We start from the raw sequence: 20,028 nt of genomic DNA, 5'->3' as shown, positions 1-20,028 counted from the left end.
TGGCGCCATGCTACGCATCGACAATCTCACCAAACGCTACGGCGACCATCTCGTCTTCCAGGGGCTGACGCACGCCTTCGGGCCGGGCTGCGTGGCGCTGTGCGAAGAGGAAAGCACCGGCAAGTCCAGTCTGCTCGGCATCATCGCGGGCGCGATCGCGCCGGATGAGGGCGAGGTCTGGATAGATGGCCAGCCGCTGGCGCAAGCGCCGCGGCAGGCCAGGGCGCGCCTGGCCTACGTGCCCGACAACTGCCTGGCGCTGCCGCAGCAGACCGGGCGCGGGCTGCTCGAACAGGCGGCGGCGGAAAAGGGCGTGGCGGTGGACGACGCGGTGCTCGACCTGGCCGCCCGGCTGGGACTGGAGCCGCACCTGGACAAGCGCTTCGAGCAGATGTCCACGGGCACGCGCCGCAAGGTCTACCTGACCGCGGCCGCCCTGGGCGACCCGGCCGTCGTCATCGCGGACGGCCCCAGCAACGGGCTGGACACGCCGGCGCGGCGCGCGCTGGCCGAGTTGTTCAAGACCTGGGGCAGGGACCGGCTGGTGCTGTTCGCCAGCCATGATCCCGAGCTGGTGCAGGCCTGCGGGGCAACCGTCATGGACGTTGCCGCGCTGCGCTAGCGGGCGGTTCCGGGCTTACTTGCCGCCCGTGACGTCGACGAAGGTGCCGGTGACGTACGAGGCCTCGGCGCCGGCCAGCCACAGGATGGCCCGCGCCACCTCTTCGGGCTGGCCGCCACGGCCCATGGGCACGGTGTCCTTGATGCGGTCCACCCGTCCCGGCTCGCCGCCGCTGGCGTGCATTTCGGTGTAGATGTGGCCGGGGCGCACGCAATTCACGCGGATGCCCTCGCGCGCCACTTCCTTGGAAAAGCCGATCGTGAAGCTCTCCAGCGCGCCTTTCGAGGCGGCGTAGTCCACGTATTCATTGGGGCTGCCCAGGCGCGCCGCGGCCGAGGATATGTTGATGATGGCGCCGCCGCGGCCATTGTGGCGCTGCGACATGCGTCGGGCTGCCTGCTGCGCGCACAGCATCGGGCCGAGGGAATTGACCGCGAAGATCCGCTGCATGCGCTCGAAGGCCAGGTCTTCCAGGCGCGACTGGCGCGCGATGATCGCGGCATTGTTGACCAGCACGTCGAGACGGCCGAATTCGCGGTCGATCGCGTTGAACAGGCCGGCGATCTGGTCCGGGTCGGCGCTGTCGGCGCGCACGGCCAGGGCGCGGCGGCCCAGCGCCCGCACGTCCGTCACCACCGCCTGCGCGGCCGCCTCGTTGGCGACATAGCTGATCGCCACGTCATAGCCCTGCGCCGCGGCCAGCCGCGCGGTCGCGGCCCCGACACCGCGACTGCCGCCGGTGATGAGGATAACGGGGGCTTGAGCGTCGTTCGTCATGGGAAATCTCCGTGTTTGGGGCAAGGTCGTGGCAACCGGCGCGCGGGCGCCGCGTCGATGACTATACTTCCCCGGGAACCGCAGCATCCATTGCCGGCGTCCCCGCAATGGACGGGCGCCGGCCCTGTTTTCCGAGGAGTTTTCCATGGCACGCATCTTCATCACCGGTTCGGTCGACGGCCTGGGCCTGGCGGCCGCGCGCGCACTGCAGGCGGACGGACACCAACTGGTCGTGCACGGCCGCAGCCGCGAGCGCCTGGAGGCCGCGCGCGACCTGCTGGCGCGCGGGGCGCGGGCGGTCGTGGGCGACCTGGCCGACCTGACGCAGACGCGGGAGCTGGCCGAACAGCTCAACGCCCTGGGCCAAATGGACGCGGTCATCCACAATGCCGGCGTGTTCACCGGCGCCGCCATCCTGCCGGTCAATGTGGCGGCGCCCTATGCGCTGACCGCGCTCATCACGCGGCCGCGGCGCCTGATCTACCTGAGCAGCGAAATGCACTACGACGGGCGGCCCGAGCTGGGCGGCCTGGCCTGGGACGGGGCGCGCGAAACCGCTTCGTATTCCGACAGCAAACTATTCGTGACGGCCCTGGCCGCCGCGGTGGCGCGGCGCTGGCCGGACGTGATCAGCCAGGCCGTCGATCCCGGTTGGGTGCCCACCAAGATGGGAGGCCCGGACGCGCCGGGAGACCTCCGGCTGGGCCACGTGACGCAGGCGTGGCTGGCCACGACCGACGATGCCGCGGCCCGCGCGAGCGGCGGCTATTGGCACCACCAGGAGCGGCGCGAGCCGCATCCGGCCGTGCATGACGAGGCCTTCCAGGCGCGCCTGCTCGACGCGCTTTCCGGGGCCACGGGGATCGACCTGGCGTGACCGCCTCAGTGGTTCTCCTTGGCATGATTGAGCGTGTATCTGGGAATATCGATGGTCAGGTCCTGCTCGCCGACGATGGCCTGGCAACTCAGGCGTGACTGCGCTTCCAGGCCCCATGCGCGGTCCAGCAGGTCTTCCTCGGTTTCGTCCATTTTGTTGAGCGCGTGAAAGCCTTTGCGGACGATGCAGTGGCAGGTCGTGCATGCCCGGCTTTGCTCGCATGCGTGTTCGATGTGGATGCCATGGTCGAGCAGGGCGTCGCAGATGGACGCGCCTTGCCTGGCGTCCACAACGGCGCCCTCGGGCGCGAGGTCGGGGTGGGGGAGAACCGTGATTTTCGGCATGTCGGGGTACCTTTGTTCGTCGGGACGGCAGTGAAACGCCCGCGCACGCTGAAAGGGGCGGCGTTTCACCGTGCGACCAGCGTAAAGGTGGCCACCTTGGCAAGGTCAAGCGTGTCCCGGGGACCGATACCCTGGGCCGCGGCATTGCCGTGCCCCGGGGCTGCTCGGTGTATGGGCCGGAACGCCGTCGAGTTTCGTCTTGCCCAGCTTATCGAGCGCCGGCGGCGCTGGCGCGGAAGGCAAAAAAGCTGTCGCCGGGGATCAGCCGCGATACCTCCACGTTTGCATAACCGGCGTCGCGCAACTGCTGCCGCATTTCGTCGCTGTCGGGCAAGCGGCCGCCGTGCCGGTTCGACGCGCCCCATAGATTGAGGGCTTCCATGCCGGCGTTGCCGCCCTGGCAGCAGGTGGCCAGCAGGAGCTGCCCCGCAGGCTTGAGCAGTTGTCTTACCCGGGCCAGCAACGCGACCCGCTCGTGGACCGGGAAATAGTAGATATTGTTGTACAGCGTGACCAGGTCGTAGGTCGGACTCAGCTCCCCGTGTCGTATGTCGCCGGTTTCGATGGTGACGCGGTCCCGCAGCCCCCAGGCCTGGATGTTCTCTTGGGCGACGCGCGCGACCCGGGGTTGCAGTTCCAGCCCGGTCGCGGTCAGGTTGGGATTGTGCAGGGCGGCGTGGCGGATGTAGATCGCCGAGCCGCAGCCCACTTCAAGCAGCCGGCAGGGCCCGGTGCGCGGCACGAAACGCCGGATGGCCTCGACCAGGAAAGGCTCGAGCGCGCGCGATGAGCGCGCGGTCAGTTCGCCGTCCTGGTTTTCCAGGTCCCAGAGTTCCCCCTGGCGCAGCTTGGCCGGCGTCTGCAGGATCAGGCGGTGATGCATGCTGGCCGCTTCCTGGACCAGCGCCAGCGTGGCGTCGTTTTCGGGCCGCGCCAGTTTTCTGGCCAGGCCGCGCAATGCATATCCCTCGGGCCCCAGTTGCAGCAGGCCGAGCCGGCAGCCCATCTGTAGCCAGGCGCGCAGGGCTTCGCGCGCGCCGGCCGCGTCGCCCGCGGGGTTGCCGGCCGCCAGTTGCGCCAACGGGATCGGCCCGTCGGCCAGGCGCGCCATCAGTCCGGACGCGCTCAATGCCGCCAGGAAACTGAGCTGGTAGAACGGCCGGTACAGCGCATTGGCGGCCAAAGCCGGCAAGAGCTGTTTGTTCCTCAGCATCTGCAACAGCGGTCTGAACATGATGATCGATCCAATTATTCAACGTCGTTAAATATTAGACGTCGTTCAATATTATGGTCAAGTTGCGGGAAGGCGAGTCCCTCGCGCTGGCATGGCGGCGCGCATGCCGGGCGGGCGATTGCGCCGGAACGGGGCGCGCTGCGGTACAGTGGGATTCCCATTCCACCTGCCCACCGCTGGAGCCTGAACCATGGAATTCGTGATTCCCAGTACCGCAAACCTGGCGCTGTTCGTCAGTGCCGCGCTGATCCTGTTGGCGATTCCCGGACCGGCCGTGCTCTATATCATTGCCCAGTCGGTCGAACAGGGCCGCAAGGCGGGGCTGGTGTCGGACCTGGGCATCCACGCGGCCACGCTGGTGCACGTGCTGGCGGCCGCGCTCGGATTGTCGGCCTTGTTGGCTTCCTCGGCGCTGGCTTTCAGCATCGTCAAGTATGCTGGCGCCGCCTACCTGATCTGGCTGGGCCTCAAGAAAATCTGTACGCGCCCGGCCGCCGCCTCCGTCGACGCGCCGTCCAAGACGCGTGGTTACGGCAGGATGTTCCGCGACGGCTTCATCGTCAATCTGCTCAATCCCAAGACGGCCCTGTTCTTCATGGCGTTCCTGCCGCAGTTCGTGGACGTCAGCCGCGGCCATGTGGCCGCGCAGGTGGTATTCCTGGGGCTGGTCTTCACCTTGCTGGGCCTGGCCAGCGACGCGTGCTACGCCTTTGCCGCGAGCGCCGCCGGCCAATGGCTGCGGCGCAGCCGCGGCTACCTGCACTTCGAGCGCTATGTGGGGGGCGCCATGTTGATCGGCCTGGGAATCACGGCGGCATTCGCCGGCAACAACAGGAAATGACCGGGCGGTGGCGATGGCCGGGGGCCGGCGTCAGTCCGCCGTCTCCGTGCCGCTCATGAACCATCGCAGGTAGGCGTTCTCGCGGCTGGCGCGGGCCAGCACGGGGGCGTCGCGCGACCAGCTTTCGCGGTCGCCGCGATACGCCGCCAGCGCGCTGCGATAGAACAGGTCCAGCACGGCGCGTTCGCCGTCGATGTCGGCGGCCCAATCGGCTGGCGGGCCTTGCAGGGGCGGCGCGCCGCGCAATGCCATCAGCGCAGGCAGCGTGCGGACGATCTCGCGCGGGCGGACCCAGGGGGCGTATTCGATCGAGGGCCTGTCGTCCGTCACCGGCGCGGCGCCCGCCGCAAAGCGCGCCAGTCCCTCGCGGTCGGTCACCCAGGTCGCCATCAACGCCGCCACCGAGGACACGCCGACTTGCGCCAGGGCGGCATGCAGGGCCGGCGCGGCAAAGCGCCGCGCCATGCGTTCGGGCACCAACGGCAGCGGATCCGGCGACCCGACCAGCAACATTTCATGCAGCTCGGTGGTCCACAGCGAGGCGTGCGGGAATACCGCGATGAAGCTGGCCACCAGGGCGCGGGTGTCGTCCAGGTTCTGCGTCGGCAGGGGCAGCCACTGGGCCACGATGCCTTGCGGATTGAGCCGGCGCGCCGCCAGCTCGTAGAAGTCGCGGGAATACAGGTTGACCACGCCCGCGGCCGACGGCGGCGGCGGCTCCAGCGTGATCAGGTCGTACGTGTCGGCGCTGGCCAGCAGCTCGCGCCGGCCGTCGCGCAGCCGCACTTGCAAGCCGCTGTCGCGATAGGCGTCGTAGGTGCCCTGGAAAAACGGCGCGGCCTGCAGCACGCCGGGCAGCAGTTCGGCCACCACCCGGCGCTTCAGGCCGGGATAGCGCGATAGCGCGCCCGCCGTGATGCCGGTGCCATAGCCGATGACGAGGGCGGATTCCGGTTCGCCGGCATGCACGATCAGCGGCAGCAGGGCTTGCAGCCGCATGTAGCGCAGCGATGGCATGGCATCGCCCGAGTTCGACACGCCCTGGATGTAGAGGCGGTTGAAGCGCTGCCCGCCGCGGCCGTTCTCGACCACGGCGACGGTGCCTCCATGGCTCTCGTGGTGGAACACCAGGGGCTTGCCGCGCGCGCCCGGCATGAGCCGCGCCAGATGATCCTGCGGCAGGGCCCAGCCGACGATGAGCGCGGCGACGCCGAGCGCGCCGGCCAGCGCCGGGGCCATGGGGGCGACCGCGCGGCCGCGCCAGGCGGCCGCCACGCCCACGGCGCACGCGGTCGCGGCAAGCAGCGTCAGACTGCGGATCGTGCCCAGCCAGGGCAGCAGCACGAAGGCGACCAGCGCGGTGCCGGCGATGCCGCCCAGGGTGTTGGCCGCCAGGGCCAGGCCCGCGCCACGGCTGCGGCGCTCGCCTGGGGCGACGATCTGCAGCACTGCCGGGAAGGCCGCTCCCAGCAGCAGCGTGGGCAGCAGCACCACCGCGCCGGCGGCGACGGCGAAGCGCGCGCTCATTCCGGCCAGGCCATTGTCGAAAATCCTGCGCATGCCGGCTTCGGCCAGATCCTGGGCCGGCACCAGCCAGAGGCCCAGCAGCGCGGCCTCGGCCAGGGCGATCAGGCCCGCGCCCGCGATCAATGTCGCGAACACGCGCCACGGATCGCCGAACCGGTGGCCCCAGCGGGCATAGCATGCCGCGCCCAGCGCCAGCCCGGCCAGGTAGACCGCCAGCACCACCGAAAAGGCGAAAGCCCGCGTGCTCATGAAGGGGATGATCATCTGCGACCACAGCACCTCATAACCCAGCGCCACGGCGCCAGCCACCGCATACAGCGCCACGGCCAGCCGGGCCTGCGGCGGCAGGCGCGACGCCTCGCGGGCGGCGGGGCCGTCGACCGCCGGGGCCGGCGGGCGGCCGCGCAGAGACCACGCGCCGCAGGCGGCCGCCAGGTTCAGCGCGGCGGCGGCCAGGGCGCTGCCCTGCACGCCGAGGGCGGGAATCAGGAGGAAGGCGGGCAGCAACGCGCCGGCGATGGCGCCGGTGGTGTTGGCGGCGTACAAGGCGCCGCCATCATGGCCGCTGCGGCCGGCGCTGACCACGCGCATCAGGATGGGCAAGGTGCCGCCCATGAAAAAAGGCGCCAGCGCGACCACCGCGAACAGGATGGCCCAGGCCAGCAGCGGCTGCTGCGGCTGCCAGCGGGCGAACAGGCCGGCGCCGTGCGCCAGCAGGAAGGTGACCGCCAGCGCGGCCAGCCCGATCGCCAGTTCGACGGCGGCATACAGGCGCCAGGGGTTGGCGTGCCGTTCCGCCAGCCTGCCCAGCCACCAGCTGCCCGCCGCCAGCCCCAGGAAAAAGGCGCTGACGGCCGTGGCGATGGCGTGGACTTCGACCCCGACGATCAGGGAAAGCTGCTTGATCCACAGGATCTGGAATATCAATGAGGCCGCGCCCGACAGTCCCAGCAGCGCGCAGGCGGGCGCCAGGCTCGCGCCCGCGCCCGTCAAGGTTCCGGCTTCGTTCGGTGACGCGCTTGCCACGCCTGCTTGTGCCATACGGGACGCTCCATGGATTGAGGGACTGCCATCACGCGCAGGCGGCGCCCGCCGCGGCGGGCGCCGCCTGGCGCGCTACGAGCCGGACTTGCCTTGCTTCCTGGCCTGTTCCTCGAAGTGCTTCTCAATGGCCTTGTCCACCGCTTCCTGCACCTGGTCGACGCTGAAGCTCGCCGGCCGCTGGCTGGGCGGGTACTCGACGAACGTCTGCAGGAACTCCGACGCCTTGGCCGAGCCGATGAACGCCAGATAGGCGTTCTTGGACAGCCAGTCGTTGTACTGGTTGGAGACGATGTCGGCGCGTTCGTACGGATCCATGCGCAGGTTGAACACCTTCGGCACGCGCAGGCACACGAACGGGTCGCTCCAGACCGCGAAGCCGCCTGGCGCGCGCTGTTCGCAGAACACGACCTTCCAGTTCTCGAACCGCATGCCCACCAGCAGGCCATCGTCGTTGAAGTAGTAGAAATCGTCGCGCGCGCTCTTGTCCGACTTGCCGGTCAGGTAGTCGAGCTGGTTGTAGCCGTCCAGATGAACCTTGTAGTTCTTCTGCCCGCCGCTGGGCGTCCAGCCCTTGAGCAGACGGTCCTTCACGTCGGTGTCGCCCACCGCGGCAAGCAGGGTCGGGAACCAGTCCATGCCCGACACGATGCCGTTCTTGACGGTGCCCGGCTCGATCTTGCCCGGCCATCGCACCATGGCTGGCACCCGGAACGCGCCTTCCCAGTTCGAGTCTTTCTCGTTGCGGAACGGCGTGGTGGCGGCATCGGGCCAGCTGAACTGATTCGGCCCGTTGTCGGTGGTGTAGACCACGATGGTGTTGTCGGCGATGCCCAGGTCGTCGAGCTTTTTGAGCAGCTTGCCCACGTCCTGGTCATGCTCCCACATGCCGTCGGCGTAGTCGTTGCCCGGCATGCCGCTCTTGCCCTTGTACTCGGGCCGGATGTGGGTGTAGATGTGCATGCGCGTGGTGTTCATCCACACGAAGAACGGCTTGTCGTCCTTGGCGTGCTTGTCGATGTAGTCCAGCGCCGCGCCCACGGTCTCGTCGTCGATCGTTTCCATGCGCTTGGTCGTGAGGGCGCCGGTGTCTTCGATCTTGCCGTCGGCCGAGGCCTTGATCACGCCGCGCGGCTTGTAGGCCGCGATGATGGGATCCTTGGGATTCTGCGGCCAGTAGGGGCGTTCCGGTTCCTCTTCGGCGTTCAGGTGATAGAGGTTGCCGAAGAACAAATCGAAGCCGTGCTTGGTCGGCAGGTACTCGTCGCGGTCGCCAAGGTGGTTCTTGCCGAATTGCGCGGTGTTGTAGCCATGCGACTTGAGCGCCTGCGCCAGGGTGATGTCGCGATCCTGCAGGCCCACCGTGGCGCCCGGCACGCCGACCTTGGACAGGCCGGTGCGCCGAGGCGACTGGCCCGTGATGAAGCTCGACCGCCCGGCCGTGCAGCTGTTCTCCGCGTAGTAGTCCGTGAATATCGCGCCTTCCTTGGCGATGCGGTCGATGTTCGGCGTCGTGTAGCCGACCACGCCGCGCGTGTAGGCGCTGATGTTCGCCTGTCCGATGTCATCGCCGAAGATCACCAGGATGTTTGGTTTCTTCCCGGAGGCATCGCCCTGGGGCTTGGCCTGCCCCGTTGTCGCCTGCGCCTGCGCGCCGCCCATGGCCACCAGGCTGCTGGCGGCCAACAGCGCGGCGCCCCACCATCGTCTTGCCTTCATGACTGTTCTCCTTGCCCGCTCGGGGCGCGTTGATTCACCACAATCACTACTGGTCGAACGAATACACCTGCTTCCACTCCTGCTGCATGTCCACCACGGTCCACCCCTGGCGGCGAGCCTCGTCCAGCGCCTTGTCCAGGCGGCCGATCTTGGAATCCCGGTCGTAGGCCCATTCGCGCCGGGCATCCGTGTGATGCACCAGCGCCGCCAGCCGCGGTCCGGGGCCGGCGGCGGTCCACTGCAGCATCTGCAGGTCGCCGTCCGAATTGCCGAAAGCCAGGATCGGCCGCTTGCCGATCTGGCGCTGGATCGACACGGGCTTGCCCGGGCCGTCATCGTTGAATTCCAGCTTGGCCGTGCGCCACAGGGTGGGCTTGCCGTCACGCATGTCGAAGGTTGTCACGAAGGTCGTGCCGATGACCTGTTCGGGCGGAATGCCATAGGCCTGCTGCGCCCAGGCGCGCATGAATTCGACCTCGCCGCCCGACACGATGTAGGTCTTGAAGCCGTTCGCCCTCAGGTAATCGAGCAGTTCGCGCATCGGCTTGTAGGTCATGGCGGTGTAGGGCTGCTGGAAGCGCGGATGGCGCGCCGTGCCGACCCAATGCCTGACACTGTCGGTGAAGGCCTCGGTCGTCATGTCGGCATGCGTGACGCCGACAATCTTGATCAGGCCCTCCGTGCCGCTGGCCGCGAGCGCCGCATGGTCGCCCGCCAGCGCCGCCTGATAGGGTTGCTCGCGCCGCCACTGCGGGTGGCTGGGCGCCATTTCCTTGACCCGGTCGAGCGAGAACAGCAGTTCGAAATATGCCGGTTGCTCGCTCCACAGCGTGCCGTCATTGTCGAACACCGCGATGCGGTCCGCCTCGGGCACGTAGCCCGCGCCGCCCGGCGTGGTCACGGTCCGCACGAAGTCCACGATGGCGCGGCGCGACGGCCCGTCGTTCCATGAAGGCAAGGTGGCTGCCGGGTCGGCGCGGTGGCCCGCGCAAGCCGACAACAGCCCGATCGCCATCACGCCACACAGCAGGCGCCAGCGGCGCCACACCTGCATTCCCCAGTCGCTCATGGGTTGCTCCTTGCGGGCCCGCGGCCCGTTGCCGATGCGCCGTCCTGGCGCGGATTCAGGTGGCGCGGCAAGGCATGCGGCGCCGGGTGCGCCGCCGCGGCGCGCCACGCCCGACGCCAGCCGCGCGACAGCGCCAGCCACTGCGCGCGCGGCGCCGCGCCCTGGCGCTGCGGGCCATAGGTGGCTTCGAGCAGCGCGTTGCCGGCGTCTCGCTGCGATGCCTGCGCGGCGCGCAGCGCGCCGCGCAGGTCCGGGCTGTGGGCGGCAAGGCCGAGCCAGCGGTAGAACGCGGTCAGGCCGGCGGACGCGTCGCCGGGCGCGCGCCGCCACTGCCGCCAGGCATAGCGCTCGCTCGCGCGGTAGCGCGCCCGCGCCGCGCGCAACCGGGCGCGCGCCGCCGTCGCCAGCCGCCGCAGCGGATAGCGGGCCGACCAGGCAAGCAGCGCCAGTGCGATCACGGCGGCCGCGGCATGCAGCCAGGCGGCCGGAATCACCCAGCGCAGGCCCTGGCGCAGATGCGCCAGGTCATCGGCCAGCGAGAACGGCGGCGCGGCGGCGGGCGTGGCGCCGACCTGGAAGCTGCGTCCCGGCAGGCGGGCCTGCGCGCCGCCGGCGCCGCTCGCGTCCGGCGAGTTCCAGGACAGGGCGGGCAGGGCGGCTTCGCCGGCCGCCAGCGGCTCGTAGTCGCTGCGGTCGACGCGCTGCCCGCCCAGGAAGCCGCCGCGGCCGTCGGTCAGCGTCGTCACTTCCGGCTCATGCGGATAGCGCTTGAAGCCGGGCACGTCGCGCAGCGGGGCCGGGGGCAGCATCATCGGCTGCACCCCCATGGCGCGCTGCGTGACCGACCGCGTGATGCGCCCGCCCACGACGGCCGGATCGGGCGCCAGGCTGAATGCCTGGGATACTTCCGGCGTGGGCGCCGGTGCGGCTGCGCCGCCCGCCGTGGCCGGCGTGGCCGTCACCTCGAACGTGAGCGGCTGGCTGGCGCCCGCGGCGTCACGCTGGCCCGGACCGACCTTGGCGCTGACCCGCAACGGCGGCACCGTCACCGTGCCGGCCGCGGCGGGGCTGAGCAGGTAGGTGTAGCGCAAGCCGCTGTAGGCCACGCCGTCGATGGTTTCATGCAGGATCGCGCCTTCACCGGTGGCGGGCGTCACCATGACGCCCGGCAGGCTCAGCGCGGGCAGTTGCGGCGGCTGGGTGAACCAGGTCGATGTAAGCACGTCCAGTTGCAGCGGCACGGTGGCGCCCGGCGCGATCCGCGCCGCGTCCTGGATGGCGGCGCGCACGCGCAACGCCGGCGCGGCGTCTTGCGCCCGGGCGGGGACGCACGCCAGGGCCAGCGCCCACAGCAGGCCGGCGAGCATGGCGGTTTTCATGGCGTGGCCTCGCGCATGCTGTCTTCCACCGCGAACTTGCCGCGCAGGAACTGGGCCGGCGACAGCGTCAGGTTGCGCAGCCATACGTCTTCGGAGACGGCCTTGGGCGCCGCGGCCGTCTTCATCCTGGCGTCCTTGGCGGCGCGGTCCTGGCGGCTCTGGTCGGGTGGTTCGGCCTGGTCGCCCTGGTCTTCCTGCGTCATGGCGGCCAGCAGCCGGCGCAGGATGTCGCGATTGAAGACGGCGTCGGGCCACTCCGGGCGCAGGGCCAGCGCCTTGTCGTAGGCCGCCAGCGCGGCGTCGTATTGGCGCAGGCGAGTCTGGCAGTTGCCCACGTAGAAGTGGGCCTGCGGTGTGTCCAAGGCGGAGAACGCCGTCAGTGCCGCGGCATAGTCGCCAGCCTCATAGGCGGCGCGGCCCTTCCAGTACGGATCGGCGAAATGGGCCGCGGCAGCCGCATAGTCGCCGTGGTCGAATGCCCACCGGCCTTGCTGGTCCGGCGTGAGGAAGGCGTCCGCCCAGGCTCCCGCCTGGACCGGCTGCGGCGCGGTCCAGATGCCGGCCACCAGCAGGCAGGCCGACCACGACACGCGCCAGCCCCGCCGCAGCGCCATCAGCGCCAGCAAGGCCAGCGGCCAGCACAGCCAGTAGCCGGCGTCGCGCCAGTGCGGTTGCGCCGTGGCGGCGTCCTGGACCGCGCGGAAATGCTGTTGCGCATGCAGCCGGACCCAGTCCAGATCGTCGGCGCTGCGCGTCAGGCTGCCCAGGGGGGCGTGCGCGGCCTGCGCCAGGTCGCGCAGCGCGCCGGTGTCCAGGCCGTTGATACCCACGGCCATGACCAGTACCTGCAGGTCGGGCGCGGCGCGGGCGGCCTTGCCCACCGCGTCCAGGGTGGCGGGATCGGCGCCATCGGTCAGCAGCAATACCGAACCGCCGGCGCGCTCGGCGCGCAGCACCTGATTGGACAAGGCGATCGCGCCCGCGACATCGCGGCCGCGCGCCGGCAGCAGATCGGTGGCCAGCGCCTGCGCGAACAGGTCGAGCAGGGCGGCATCGTCGGTCGGCGGCAGCACCAGATGGCTGGTGCCGGCATACACCACCAGGCCGGTCTTGGCCCCCTTGCGCTGGGCGGCGATGTCGCGCACGCTGCGCTTGACGGCTTCGAGCCGGCTGGGCGGCACGTCCGCCGTGTCCATCGAGGCGGACAGGTCCACCGCCAGCACCAGCGGCGCCACATTGTCCAGATAGCCGGGCTCGTCGCGCTGCCAGGTGGGCCCGGCCGCGGCGACCGCGCCCAGGGCCAGCAGCGCCGCCAGCACGTCGATGGGGCGCGGCCCACGGCTGCCCGCCGATTGCAGCAGCAGATAGGGCAACAGCTGCGGCGCGATGCCGCTGTGCTGCGGCCGCGCGCGCAGGGCGCGCCACCCGGCCCACAGCAGCACGGCGGGCACCAGGCCCAGCAGCCACAGGGGCCGCAGGAAATGGAAGGCGCTCAGGTCGAGGTCCATGCGCCGTCCTCTTTTTCCCGCGCCACCGGCTGCCCATCCCGCCGCCATGCCAGCAGCGCCGCGATCGCATGCCACAGCGCCAGCAGCAGTACCGCCAGACCCACCGGCACCCAGAAGAAATCGCGCTTGGGCTGGTGGCTCAGCGTGTCGACCCGGCGCGGCGTGATCTGGTCCAGGGTCGCATACACCTGTTGCAGGCTCTCGCGGTCGCTGGCCTGGAAGAAGCGCCCGCCGGTGGCCTGCGCAATGTGTTCGAGCAGGCTGAAATCGACCTTGTCGTCGCCGCGCGCTTGCGGGTCGCCCATGCCGATGGTGTGGATGCGGATGTGATGCTGCGCGGCCAGGGCGGCGGCGCGTTGCGGCGGCACCGCGCTGCCGGTGTCGTTGCCGTCGGTCAGCAGGATCAGCACCTTGTCGGGTTCGTCCACGGCATCCAGCATGCGGATGGCCAGGCCGATGGCGTCACCGATGGCGGTATTGGGCCCGGCCATGCCGACCGCCGTGTGCCGCAGCAGCAGTTGCAGCGCCGCGTGGTCCAGCGTCAGCGGCGCCTGCGGATAGGCGGCCGTGCCGAATACGATCAGCCCCAGCCGGTCGTCGCCGCGCCGGGTGATGAAGTCCGCCACCACGGCCTGCACCGCGCTCCAGCGGCTGACCGGGCGCCCCTGCGCGTCGCGGAAATCCGTGCTGTCCATGGACTGCGAAATATCGAGCGCCAGCAGCACGTCGCGCACCGGCCGGCTGTGCGTGAGCGGCGGCTCCACCCATTGAGGCCGTGCCAGCGCCAGCACCAGCAGCAGCCAGACCGCCACCCCGAGCCACGCCTGGGCGCCGCCGCGCGACGCTTCGGGCCGGTGTGGCGAGCGGCCGGTGAGCGTGGCGATCTGCTCGAAGAACGGCATGCGCAGCGCCGAGCGGGCGGGTCGATAGGGCGGCAGCAGGCGCCAGGCGACCCAGGCCAGGGGCGCCAGCGCCAGCAGCCACGGATATTCAAGCCGCCACATGGTGCCGCTCCATCCAGACGCGCGTTTCGCGCAGCAACTGCCGCGTCTGCGCCGGCGCGAGGCCGCGCAGGCGATCGTCGGGCGCATAGGCGATGACCGCCAGCAGCCGCGCGCTGTCCGGCGCCAGCGCGACGCTGCCGGCCGCCAGCGCGCGCACCCAGGCGTCGCCGCTGAGCGCGCCGACGCCGCCGGTCTTCCCGCCTCCCCGTTGCGCCGCCAGGGCGGTGCGCTTGATCAGGCCGGGCAGGGCGCGCAGGGCGAGCGGATCGGCCTGCACGGCCCGATCGAGCCGGCCGAGTTCGGCCAGCGCCTCGCGCCGGTAGCGGTTGCGGCGGCGGTGGCGCAGCGCGGCAAACAAGCCGCCGCCCAGCAGCGCCAGCAGAATCACGCCCAATACCAGCCAGCCCCAGGTCTGCGGCCAATAGGGCACCGCCGCCGGCAGCGGCAGCTCGCGCAGTTGATCGAGTCCGGGCGGTTCGGCGCTCATGCGCGGCCTCCCGGCGCCGGCATGCGCCCGAGTTCGCGGCGCAGTTGCATCAGCGCATCGTCGGCCGTGTCGATCGAGAGCAGCGGCACCTGGCTGCGGCGCAACAGGTCCGCCACCTCGCGCAGGCGGCCGCTGAAGAAGTCGGCCAGCGGCCGGCGCTCGCGCTCGCGGCCGATGGCCACTTCGATCTGCAATTCGCCCTGCGAGACCACCAGCCGGCCGCGCCGCGGCAGGTCCTGCGCCATGGGGTCGTACACCAGCATCGCCAGCACGTCGTTGTGCGCGGCCAGCAGCCGCAGCAGGCGCAGCGTCTGCGCATCGGCGCCGACGAAGTCGCTGATGACGCAGACCAGCCCATCGTGCGGCATCAGGGCCTGGGCGGCCCGCAGCGCCTGGTTGAGCGCGCCGTGCGCGTCCCGCGCGGCGCTGTCGGCCGAGAGTGCGCCGTTGGCGCGCGCCACCGCGGCGAGCATCTCACGCACCCGGTCGCGGCTGCGCAGCGGAGCGATGGCGTGGCTGCCGTCATCGCCGAAGACAATGCCGCCGACGCGGTCGCCAGCGCGGTAGACGGTCCAGGCCGCCAGGGCGGCCAGCCGCGCGGCGACGGCGCACTTGAAGGCGCGCACGGAGCCGAAATACATGCTCATGCGCTGGTCCACCACGATCAGCGCGGGCCGGTCCCGTTCCTCGGTGTAGGTGCGCACGTAGGGCTTGCCGTAGCGTAGCGAGGCGCGCGCGTCCAGCTGCCGCAGGTCGTCGCCCGCGACATAGCGGCGCAGTTCGGAGAAATCCAGGCCGCGCCCGCGCAGGCGGGAGGCGTGCAGGCCGGCCAGCACACTGTGCGGCTTCTGGCGCGCGCCCAGCGAAAGCCCCTGGACGGCCGCCTCCAGCCCGACGAGTTCGGACAGGGGCGGATGCACGGGATGCGGGGGCGCGCTCATGGATCTAGGCCGGCACGGCGACGGTATCGAGCAGGCGACCGATCACGGCCTCGGACGTCAGCCCATCCGCCACGGCGTCATACGAAAGGTGCAGGCGGTGGCGCAGCACCGGCAAGGCCACGGCGCGCACATCGTCGGGCGTGCTGAAGGCGGCGCCGCTCAGCCAGGCATGCGCGCGCGCGGCGCGATCCAGGGCGATGGCGCCGCGCGGACTGGCGCCGATCTGGAGCCAGCGCCCCAGGTCCGCGTCGTGGTCGGCCGGCCGGCGGGTGGCATTGACGAGGTCCACGATGTATTCGTCGACCGCGGGCGCGACCTGCACCGCCGCCACCTCATCGCGACAGGAGAACAGGGCTTCCTGAGACAAGGGCGCCGCCGCGCGCGTGCCGCCGGCCGCGGCCGGATGGCGCAACAGCGCCAGCATGGCGGCCTCGTCGGCGGCGGCCGGGTAGTCCAGCCGGATCTTCATCAGGAAGCGGTCCATCTGCGCTTCCGGCAAGGGATAGGTGCCTTCCTGCTCGATCGGGTTCTGGGTGGCCACCACCATGAACAGCGCCGGCATCGGGCGCGTGGTGCCGCCCACCGTGACCTGCCTTTCCTCCATGGCCTCCAGCAGCGCCGACTGCACCTTGGCCGGGGCGCGGTTGATTTCGTCGGCCAGGATGATGTTGCCGAACAGCGGTCCCTGCTGGAACTGGATGCGATGGCCGCCCGCGCCATCGGCCTGCAGCACGTCGGCGCCGGTGATGTCCGAAGGCAGCAGGTCCGGCGTGAACTGGATGCGGCTCATGCGCGCGTCCAGGTTGGAGGCCAGTGCCCGCACCGTGCGGGTCTTGGCCAGGCCCGGCAGGCTTTCCAGCAGGATATGGCCGTCGGCCAGCAGGCCGACCACGATCATCCGGACGACCGCGTCCTGGCCCAGCACCTGTTGGTTGATGGCGCTTTCGAGCGCGAGAATGGCATCGCGTTGACTCATGAAGACAAGCCCCTCCCCAAGTGGTGGCTTCATTCATGCGGGCGCACGCCGCGGACGGCGCGGCGGCGCGGCAGTTCGACTGCGTGTTATTTCAACGTTGCGCCAGGGCGTCCTGGCGGGCGCGCGCGACCTTCCATTGTTCCGGCGTCATCACCGTGCGAAAGCCCAGGTGCGACATGCCGTTCATGGGATCGTTGCCGCGCCTGGCGCTGGCGCGATAGCTGATGCAATAGGTGTCGCTGCACAGGAACGATCCGCCGCGCACCACCCGTTTGGGCGCATTGCGCGGCACGTTGCCGTCGTCCGGATCGAAGCTGTCTTTCGGCCCGGCAGGGTCCAGCGGCGGCCGGCGGTATTGCGATTGGGTCAGGAAGGCATCCGCGCGATACCAGTCCGCGGTCCACTGCCAGACGTTGCCCGCCATGTCGTAGAGGCCGTAGCCATTGGGCGGAAAGCTCGCCACCGGCGTGGTGCCAACCTGCACCTTTTCATCGGTCACCACCGGGAAGGGCTGGCGTTGCTGGGTATCCCAGATGTTGGCCATGGCCTGGCCGCGTGGGGCGAGTTCGTCGCCCCAGATATAGGTGGCCTGCTCCAGTCCGCCGCGCGCCGCGAATTCCCATTCGGCTTCGGTGGGGAGCCGTTTGCCCGCCCAGGCGGCGTAGGCCTGGGCGTCTTCGTAGGAGACCTGCACGACCGGATGGTCGTCCTTGCCTTCGATGCTGCTGGCGGGCCCCTGCGGGTGCCGCCAATTCGCGCCCGCCACGAAGCGCCACCAGCGGCTGTAGTCGCGCAGCGAGACTTCCTGTTCGGTGCCGGTGAAGACCATGGCGCCGGGCACCAGGGCGGCATCGATGGGGCGGGGCGTGCCGGGCGGCAATTGCACCGCCAGGTCTTCCCAGCGGGGTTTGCGTTCGGCGGTGGTGAGATAGCCGGTGGCGTCGACGAAGCGGCGGAATTCGGCGTTGGTGACGTCGTGGGCGTCCATCCAGAAACCCGTCAGGCGCACCCGGTGCGCCGGCCGCTCGTTCGGTTGCGACATGCGGTGGTCGTTGCCCATCAGGAATTCCCCGGCGGGAATCCAGGCCATGCCTTGCGGGCCGTTCTTGCCGTCGCCCATTCTGGCGACACCCTGCTGTGACGGGGCGGTGGTGGACGTGCTGGCGACGTAGCCGCCCAGCGCGGTAGCCGCGGCGATGATGGACGCGACCGTCAAACCGATCTTCAATTGCTGTTTCACGTGACCTCTCCGAATTGCTGCCAAGACGGACTGCCAAGCCCTTGCAGCCTGGCGGGACACCACAAACCTGCCTGATCGTACTGACTGAACCGATTATCGAATTAATGCGAATATTACATAAATGAGGATACAAAGCTAATACGACTGATCAGCGCCGGCATAGCGCATTATCGAAACAACATGTAATCAGGGCAGCTGTTGCGGCGCGGAATATCGCCAACGGTAAACCGCGGCGGTCCGCAAGGCGAAAACATCTGGCACTGTCGCATGCCCGGGATATTCGCAAAAATGTTGATATCGCCGGGCGGATCGGTTAATAACTGAAAACCTCGCCACGAGAAACCAGGGCGCGGCGCGGAAATAATGCGGATTATTCTCCGTGCGCGTTCGCCCTGGCCGCAGTTTGCAGGTTGTCATTGGCCGCTTTCCAGGGTGATCGATGAAACACGCTGCACCGCCTTCCCGAAGTGACGTGTCATTCATAGCGCGCCAAGGCGCGCGCATCGGCCCGCCGCCGCATCGACGAGCAGTGCGGCCACGCTCCGGGACCGCGTCATCCGCCGGCCGCGGCAGGCACGAAACACATCCGGTTGGATTCAAGGCGCATGACTACGCACAGGTGACGGCATGGATTATTCCCTGATTCTGTTTTTCCTGGCGCTGGCGTTCTTCCTGCTGCTGTTGCTGGCCATGAACATCGGCAGGCGACTCGGCCGGGGCGGCGACGAGAAGAGCCGCGCGGGATCGGCGGCCGTCGAGGCCTCGGTGTTCGCGCTGCTCGGGCTGTTGATCGCCTTCACCTTCTCGGGGGCGGCGCAGCGCATGGCGGAGCGCCGCAACCTCCTGGTGCTGGAGGTCAACGCCATCGGCACGGCCTGGCTGCGGATCGACCTGCTTGCCGCGCCCGCGCAACCCGCGCTGCGCGACGCGTTCCGCCGCTATGTCGACGAGCGCATCAACTACTACCGACATGTGGCCGACCTCGAGGCGCGCGAGGCGATCGCCGCCAAGGTGGCGGGCTTGCAGAAGCAGATCTGGCAGGGCTCGATCCAGGCCGCCAACGACAGCGTGCCGCCGTTTGCCGCGTCGTACATCAACGCGGTCAACGAGATGTTCGACGTCGCCACCACGCAATCGGTCGCGCAGAAGGTGCATCCGCCCATCATGGCCTACCTGTTCCTGGGGCTGCTGGCGCTGGTCAGCGCCGCACTCGTCGGCATGAACCTGGCCGTCGCCAACCGCTCGGGCTGGATGCACCAGGTGGTCTATGCGCTGGTCATGACCGCCGCCCTCTACATCATCATCGATTTCGAATTCCCGCGGATAGGCACCATCCGCATCGACCAGAGCGACGCGCTGCTGCTGTCGCAGCGGCAGGCCATGGTGGACCCATAGCGCGCGCCGACGCGCGCTGTCTCCCACGCATTTTCCTTCTCATGGCGAGGATCCGGATCATGGCGGCATCGAGGTTGCGGTGGTGGCGGTCGCAATGGTGGCTGGCGGGGCTGCTGGCCTGTGCCGCGCCGCCGTCGGCCGGGGCGCAGGGCCTGCGGCTGACGCACGATGATCTGCAAAAGCGCGCCAACGGCGTGCTGGCGCTGATGTCGTTTTCGATCGTGCCCGACATCACCACCAGTTCGCTGAAAATCGGCAGCGGCGGCGGTTCGACCGCGGGTTCCAACGACTTCTTCATGACCCAGCTGGGCGGGGGCGACACGATTTCCCAATCGGTGCCGATCTATCTGGAAGGCGTGCTGGCCGCGAGCCGCTACGATCCGACCTTCGTCGCCACGCAGGGCGCCGAAACCCGCCGGATCCCGACGCGCTGGAACAGCATTTCGGCAACCGGCGGGATCGGCTGGGATTTCAAGCTCGCCGACGAACTCAAGCTGCGCCCCATCTTCAACTTCGCGCTGGGCAATGTATCGAGCGACCTGCGCGCGGCCAGCTGGTACGTGGGCCGCCAGACCGGTCGCGATATCGATTTCCTGGACAAGGGATCGCTCAACGCCTATGGCCTGGGCGGATCCCTGATGCTCGACTACGAGCACTATCGCCCGGATTATGAAGTCGACGTGGAATTGCGCTATTCCGATATCCGCCTGCAAAGCTTCGACAGCTCGGCCGCCGTCAAGGGCCGCGCCACCGCGCAGTCGGCCAACCTGTGGGCCCGTTACCGTGCGCCCACCGGCCTCATCGCGCTGCAGCGGCCGGTGCGCTATGTGCTGGAACTGACCCATTCGGAATTCCTGGGGGACCAGCGCGGCATTCTGGGGTTCGACCGGCTGACCTCGCTGGGCGCTGGCCTGGAACTGGATTCCAGCGCCTACGACGTGTTCATCACCCGCACCCGGCTGGTGGGCCGTTATGTGTTCGGCACGAATGTGCGGGGCTTTTCGGTGGGGCTGGCCGTCAGCTTCTGACGGCCAGCAGGCCGTTGGT

The 20,028-nt window shown here is 69.7% G+C and carries 18 protein-coding genes; 5 read left to right on the top strand and 13 right to left on the bottom strand.

Features of this window, described 5'->3' with window-relative positions:
- The first annotated feature begins 7 nt into the window (after positions 1 to 7).
- Positions 8 to 622, top strand: coding sequence for an ABC transporter ATP-binding protein (locus ACUTAG_RS01890; protein ID WP_054514920.1), 615 nt, complete (start codon positions 8 to 10; stop codon positions 620 to 622).
- A gap of 15 nt (positions 623 to 637) precedes the next feature.
- Here the strand turns inward: ACUTAG_RS01890 and ACUTAG_RS01885 are convergent, their stop codons facing one another.
- Positions 638 to 1,399: an SDR family oxidoreductase gene (locus ACUTAG_RS01885; RefSeq protein ID WP_024069412.1), complete on the bottom strand. Its 762-nt coding sequence runs from the start codon at positions 1,397 to 1,399 to the stop codon at positions 638 to 640.
- A 145-nt stretch (positions 1,400 to 1,544) separates the two neighbouring features.
- Between ACUTAG_RS01885 and ACUTAG_RS01880 the strand changes: the two genes are divergently transcribed.
- Positions 1,545 to 2,276 carry an SDR family NAD(P)-dependent oxidoreductase gene (locus ACUTAG_RS01880; RefSeq protein WP_024069411.1) on the top strand — a complete coding sequence of 244 codons (732 nt, stop codon included), beginning with the start codon at positions 1,545 to 1,547 and terminating at the stop codon, positions 2,274 to 2,276.
- A gap of 5 nt (positions 2,277 to 2,281) precedes the next feature.
- On the opposite strand, the gene fdx is transcribed toward ACUTAG_RS01880, so the two are convergent.
- Positions 2,282 to 2,620, bottom strand: a complete 339-nt coding sequence (gene fdx / locus ACUTAG_RS01875; RefSeq protein WP_054516945.1) for an ISC system 2Fe-2S type ferredoxin — start codon at positions 2,618 to 2,620, stop codon at positions 2,282 to 2,284.
- Between the two features lie 208 nt (positions 2,621 to 2,828).
- A complete protein-coding gene (locus ACUTAG_RS01870; RefSeq protein WP_148318024.1) occupies positions 2,829 to 3,854 on the bottom strand; it encodes an SAM-dependent methyltransferase in 1,026 nt (341 codons plus the stop codon).
- A gap of 190 nt (positions 3,855 to 4,044) precedes the next feature.
- Here ACUTAG_RS01870 and ACUTAG_RS01865 point away from each other — a divergent pair, with 190 nt between their 5' ends.
- Positions 4,045 to 4,695, top strand: coding sequence for a LysE family translocator (locus ACUTAG_RS01865; RefSeq protein ID WP_026384282.1), 651 nt, complete (start codon positions 4,045 to 4,047; stop codon positions 4,693 to 4,695).
- Between the two features lie 30 nt (positions 4,696 to 4,725).
- On the opposite strand, the gene ACUTAG_RS01860 is transcribed toward ACUTAG_RS01865, so the two are convergent.
- The 10 genes from ACUTAG_RS01860 to ACUTAG_RS01815 all read right to left on the bottom strand — a co-directional run bounded on the left by ACUTAG_RS01860 (position 4,726) and on the right by ACUTAG_RS01815 (position 17,586).
- Entirely contained in the window at positions 4,726 to 7,263 is a 2,538-nt protein-coding gene (locus tag ACUTAG_RS01860) for a fused MFS/spermidine synthase (RefSeq protein ID WP_020928285.1), read from the bottom strand.
- A gap of 75 nt (positions 7,264 to 7,338) precedes the next feature.
- The gene (locus ACUTAG_RS01855) at positions 7,339 to 8,982 is read right to left on the bottom strand and encodes an arylsulfatase (protein ID WP_026381991.1); all 1,644 of its coding nucleotides are present in this window, start codon (positions 8,980 to 8,982) and stop codon (positions 7,339 to 7,341) included.
- A 46-nt stretch (positions 8,983 to 9,028) separates the two neighbouring features.
- Positions 9,029 to 10,051, bottom strand: a complete 1,023-nt coding sequence (locus ACUTAG_RS01850) for an HAD family hydrolase (protein ID WP_148318022.1) — start codon at positions 10,049 to 10,051, stop codon at positions 9,029 to 9,031.
- Positions 10,048 to 11,430, bottom strand: coding sequence for a BatD family protein (locus ACUTAG_RS01845; RefSeq protein WP_148318020.1), 1,383 nt, complete (start codon positions 11,428 to 11,430; stop codon positions 10,048 to 10,050). Before ACUTAG_RS01845 ends, ACUTAG_RS01850 begins: the two co-directional genes overlap by 4 nt.
- Positions 11,427 to 12,938 (bottom strand): VWA domain-containing protein, encoded by a 1,512-nt coding sequence (locus tag ACUTAG_RS01840; RefSeq protein WP_148318018.1) that lies wholly within the window; start codon positions 12,936 to 12,938, stop codon positions 11,427 to 11,429. Before ACUTAG_RS01840 ends, ACUTAG_RS01845 begins: the two co-directional genes overlap by 4 nt.
- Entirely contained in the window at positions 12,923 to 13,942 is a 1,020-nt protein-coding gene (locus tag ACUTAG_RS01835) for a vWA domain-containing protein (protein ID WP_026384373.1), read from the bottom strand. Before ACUTAG_RS01835 ends, ACUTAG_RS01840 begins: the two co-directional genes overlap by 16 nt.
- Positions 13,929 to 14,429 carry a DUF4381 domain-containing protein gene (locus tag ACUTAG_RS01830; protein ID WP_038503876.1) on the bottom strand — a complete coding sequence of 167 codons (501 nt, stop codon included), beginning with the start codon at positions 14,427 to 14,429 and terminating at the stop codon, positions 13,929 to 13,931. The genes ACUTAG_RS01835 and ACUTAG_RS01830 overlap by 14 nt, the downstream gene beginning before the upstream one ends.
- A complete protein-coding gene (locus ACUTAG_RS01825; RefSeq protein ID WP_070781360.1) occupies positions 14,426 to 15,370 on the bottom strand; it encodes a DUF58 domain-containing protein in 945 nt (314 codons plus the stop codon). The genes ACUTAG_RS01830 and ACUTAG_RS01825 overlap by 4 nt, the downstream gene beginning before the upstream one ends.
- Positions 15,371 to 15,374: 4 nt before the next feature.
- Positions 15,375 to 16,346 carry an AAA family ATPase gene (locus ACUTAG_RS01820; RefSeq protein WP_054443655.1) on the bottom strand — a complete coding sequence of 324 codons (972 nt, stop codon included), beginning with the start codon at positions 16,344 to 16,346 and terminating at the stop codon, positions 15,375 to 15,377.
- Between the two features lie 91 nt (positions 16,347 to 16,437).
- Positions 16,438 to 17,586 (bottom strand): formylglycine-generating enzyme family protein, encoded by a 1,149-nt coding sequence (locus tag ACUTAG_RS01815; protein ID WP_148318016.1) that lies wholly within the window; start codon positions 17,584 to 17,586, stop codon positions 16,438 to 16,440.
- Between the two features lie 627 nt (positions 17,587 to 18,213).
- Here ACUTAG_RS01815 and ACUTAG_RS01810 point away from each other — a divergent pair.
- The gene (locus ACUTAG_RS01810) at positions 18,214 to 18,981 is read left to right on the top strand and encodes a bestrophin-like domain (RefSeq protein ID WP_006386593.1); all 768 of its coding nucleotides are present in this window, start codon (positions 18,214 to 18,216) and stop codon (positions 18,979 to 18,981) included.
- A 59-nt stretch (positions 18,982 to 19,040) separates the two neighbouring features.
- Entirely contained in the window at positions 19,041 to 20,009 is a 969-nt protein-coding gene (locus ACUTAG_RS01805) for a hypothetical protein (RefSeq protein WP_148318014.1), read from the top strand.
- Positions 20,010 to 20,028: the final 19 nt, after the last annotated feature.

Source organism: Achromobacter sp. CSND-B12 (genome assembly GCF_052906545.1).
This window is presented reverse-complemented; position numbering and strand designations above follow the sequence as displayed.

Coding starts and splice junctions, on each gene's coding strand:
- ACUTAG_RS01890 (WP_054514920.1), top strand. CDS start 8: ATGCTACGCATCGACAATCTCACCAAACGCTACGGCGACCATCTCGTC.
- ACUTAG_RS01885 (WP_024069412.1), bottom strand. CDS start 1,399: ATGACGAACGACGCTCAAGCCCCCGTTATCCTCATCACCGGCGGCAGT.
- ACUTAG_RS01880 (WP_024069411.1), top strand. CDS start 1,545: ATGGCACGCATCTTCATCACCGGTTCGGTCGACGGCCTGGGCCTGGCG.
- fdx (WP_054516945.1), bottom strand. CDS start 2,620: ATGCCGAAAATCACGGTTCTCCCCCACCCCGACCTCGCGCCCGAGGGC.
- ACUTAG_RS01870 (WP_148318024.1), bottom strand. CDS start 3,854: ATGTTCAGACCGCTGTTGCAGATGCTGAGGAACAAACAGCTCTTGCCG.
- ACUTAG_RS01865 (WP_026384282.1), top strand. CDS start 4,045: ATGGAATTCGTGATTCCCAGTACCGCAAACCTGGCGCTGTTCGTCAGT.
- ACUTAG_RS01860 (WP_020928285.1), bottom strand. CDS start 7,263: ATGGCACAAGCAGGCGTGGCAAGCGCGTCACCGAACGAAGCCGGAACC.
- ACUTAG_RS01855 (WP_026381991.1), bottom strand. CDS start 8,982: ATGAAGGCAAGACGATGGTGGGGCGCCGCGCTGTTGGCCGCCAGCAGC.
- ACUTAG_RS01850 (WP_148318022.1), bottom strand. CDS start 10,051: ATGAGCGACTGGGGAATGCAGGTGTGGCGCCGCTGGCGCCTGCTGTGT.
- ACUTAG_RS01845 (WP_148318020.1), bottom strand. CDS start 11,430: ATGAAAACCGCCATGCTCGCCGGCCTGCTGTGGGCGCTGGCCCTGGCG.
- ACUTAG_RS01840 (WP_148318018.1), bottom strand. CDS start 12,938: ATGGACCTCGACCTGAGCGCCTTCCATTTCCTGCGGCCCCTGTGGCTG.
- ACUTAG_RS01835 (WP_026384373.1), bottom strand. CDS start 13,942: ATGTGGCGGCTTGAATATCCGTGGCTGCTGGCGCTGGCGCCCCTGGCC.
- ACUTAG_RS01830 (WP_038503876.1), bottom strand. CDS start 14,429: ATGAGCGCCGAACCGCCCGGACTCGATCAACTGCGCGAGCTGCCGCTG.
- ACUTAG_RS01825 (WP_070781360.1), bottom strand. CDS start 15,370: ATGAGCGCGCCCCCGCATCCCGTGCATCCGCCCCTGTCCGAACTCGTC.
- ACUTAG_RS01820 (WP_054443655.1), bottom strand. CDS start 16,346: ATGAGTCAACGCGATGCCATTCTCGCGCTCGAAAGCGCCATCAACCAA.
- ACUTAG_RS01810 (WP_006386593.1), top strand. CDS start 18,214: ATGGATTATTCCCTGATTCTGTTTTTCCTGGCGCTGGCGTTCTTCCTG.
- ACUTAG_RS01805 (WP_148318014.1), top strand. CDS start 19,041: ATGGCGGCATCGAGGTTGCGGTGGTGGCGGTCGCAATGGTGGCTGGCG.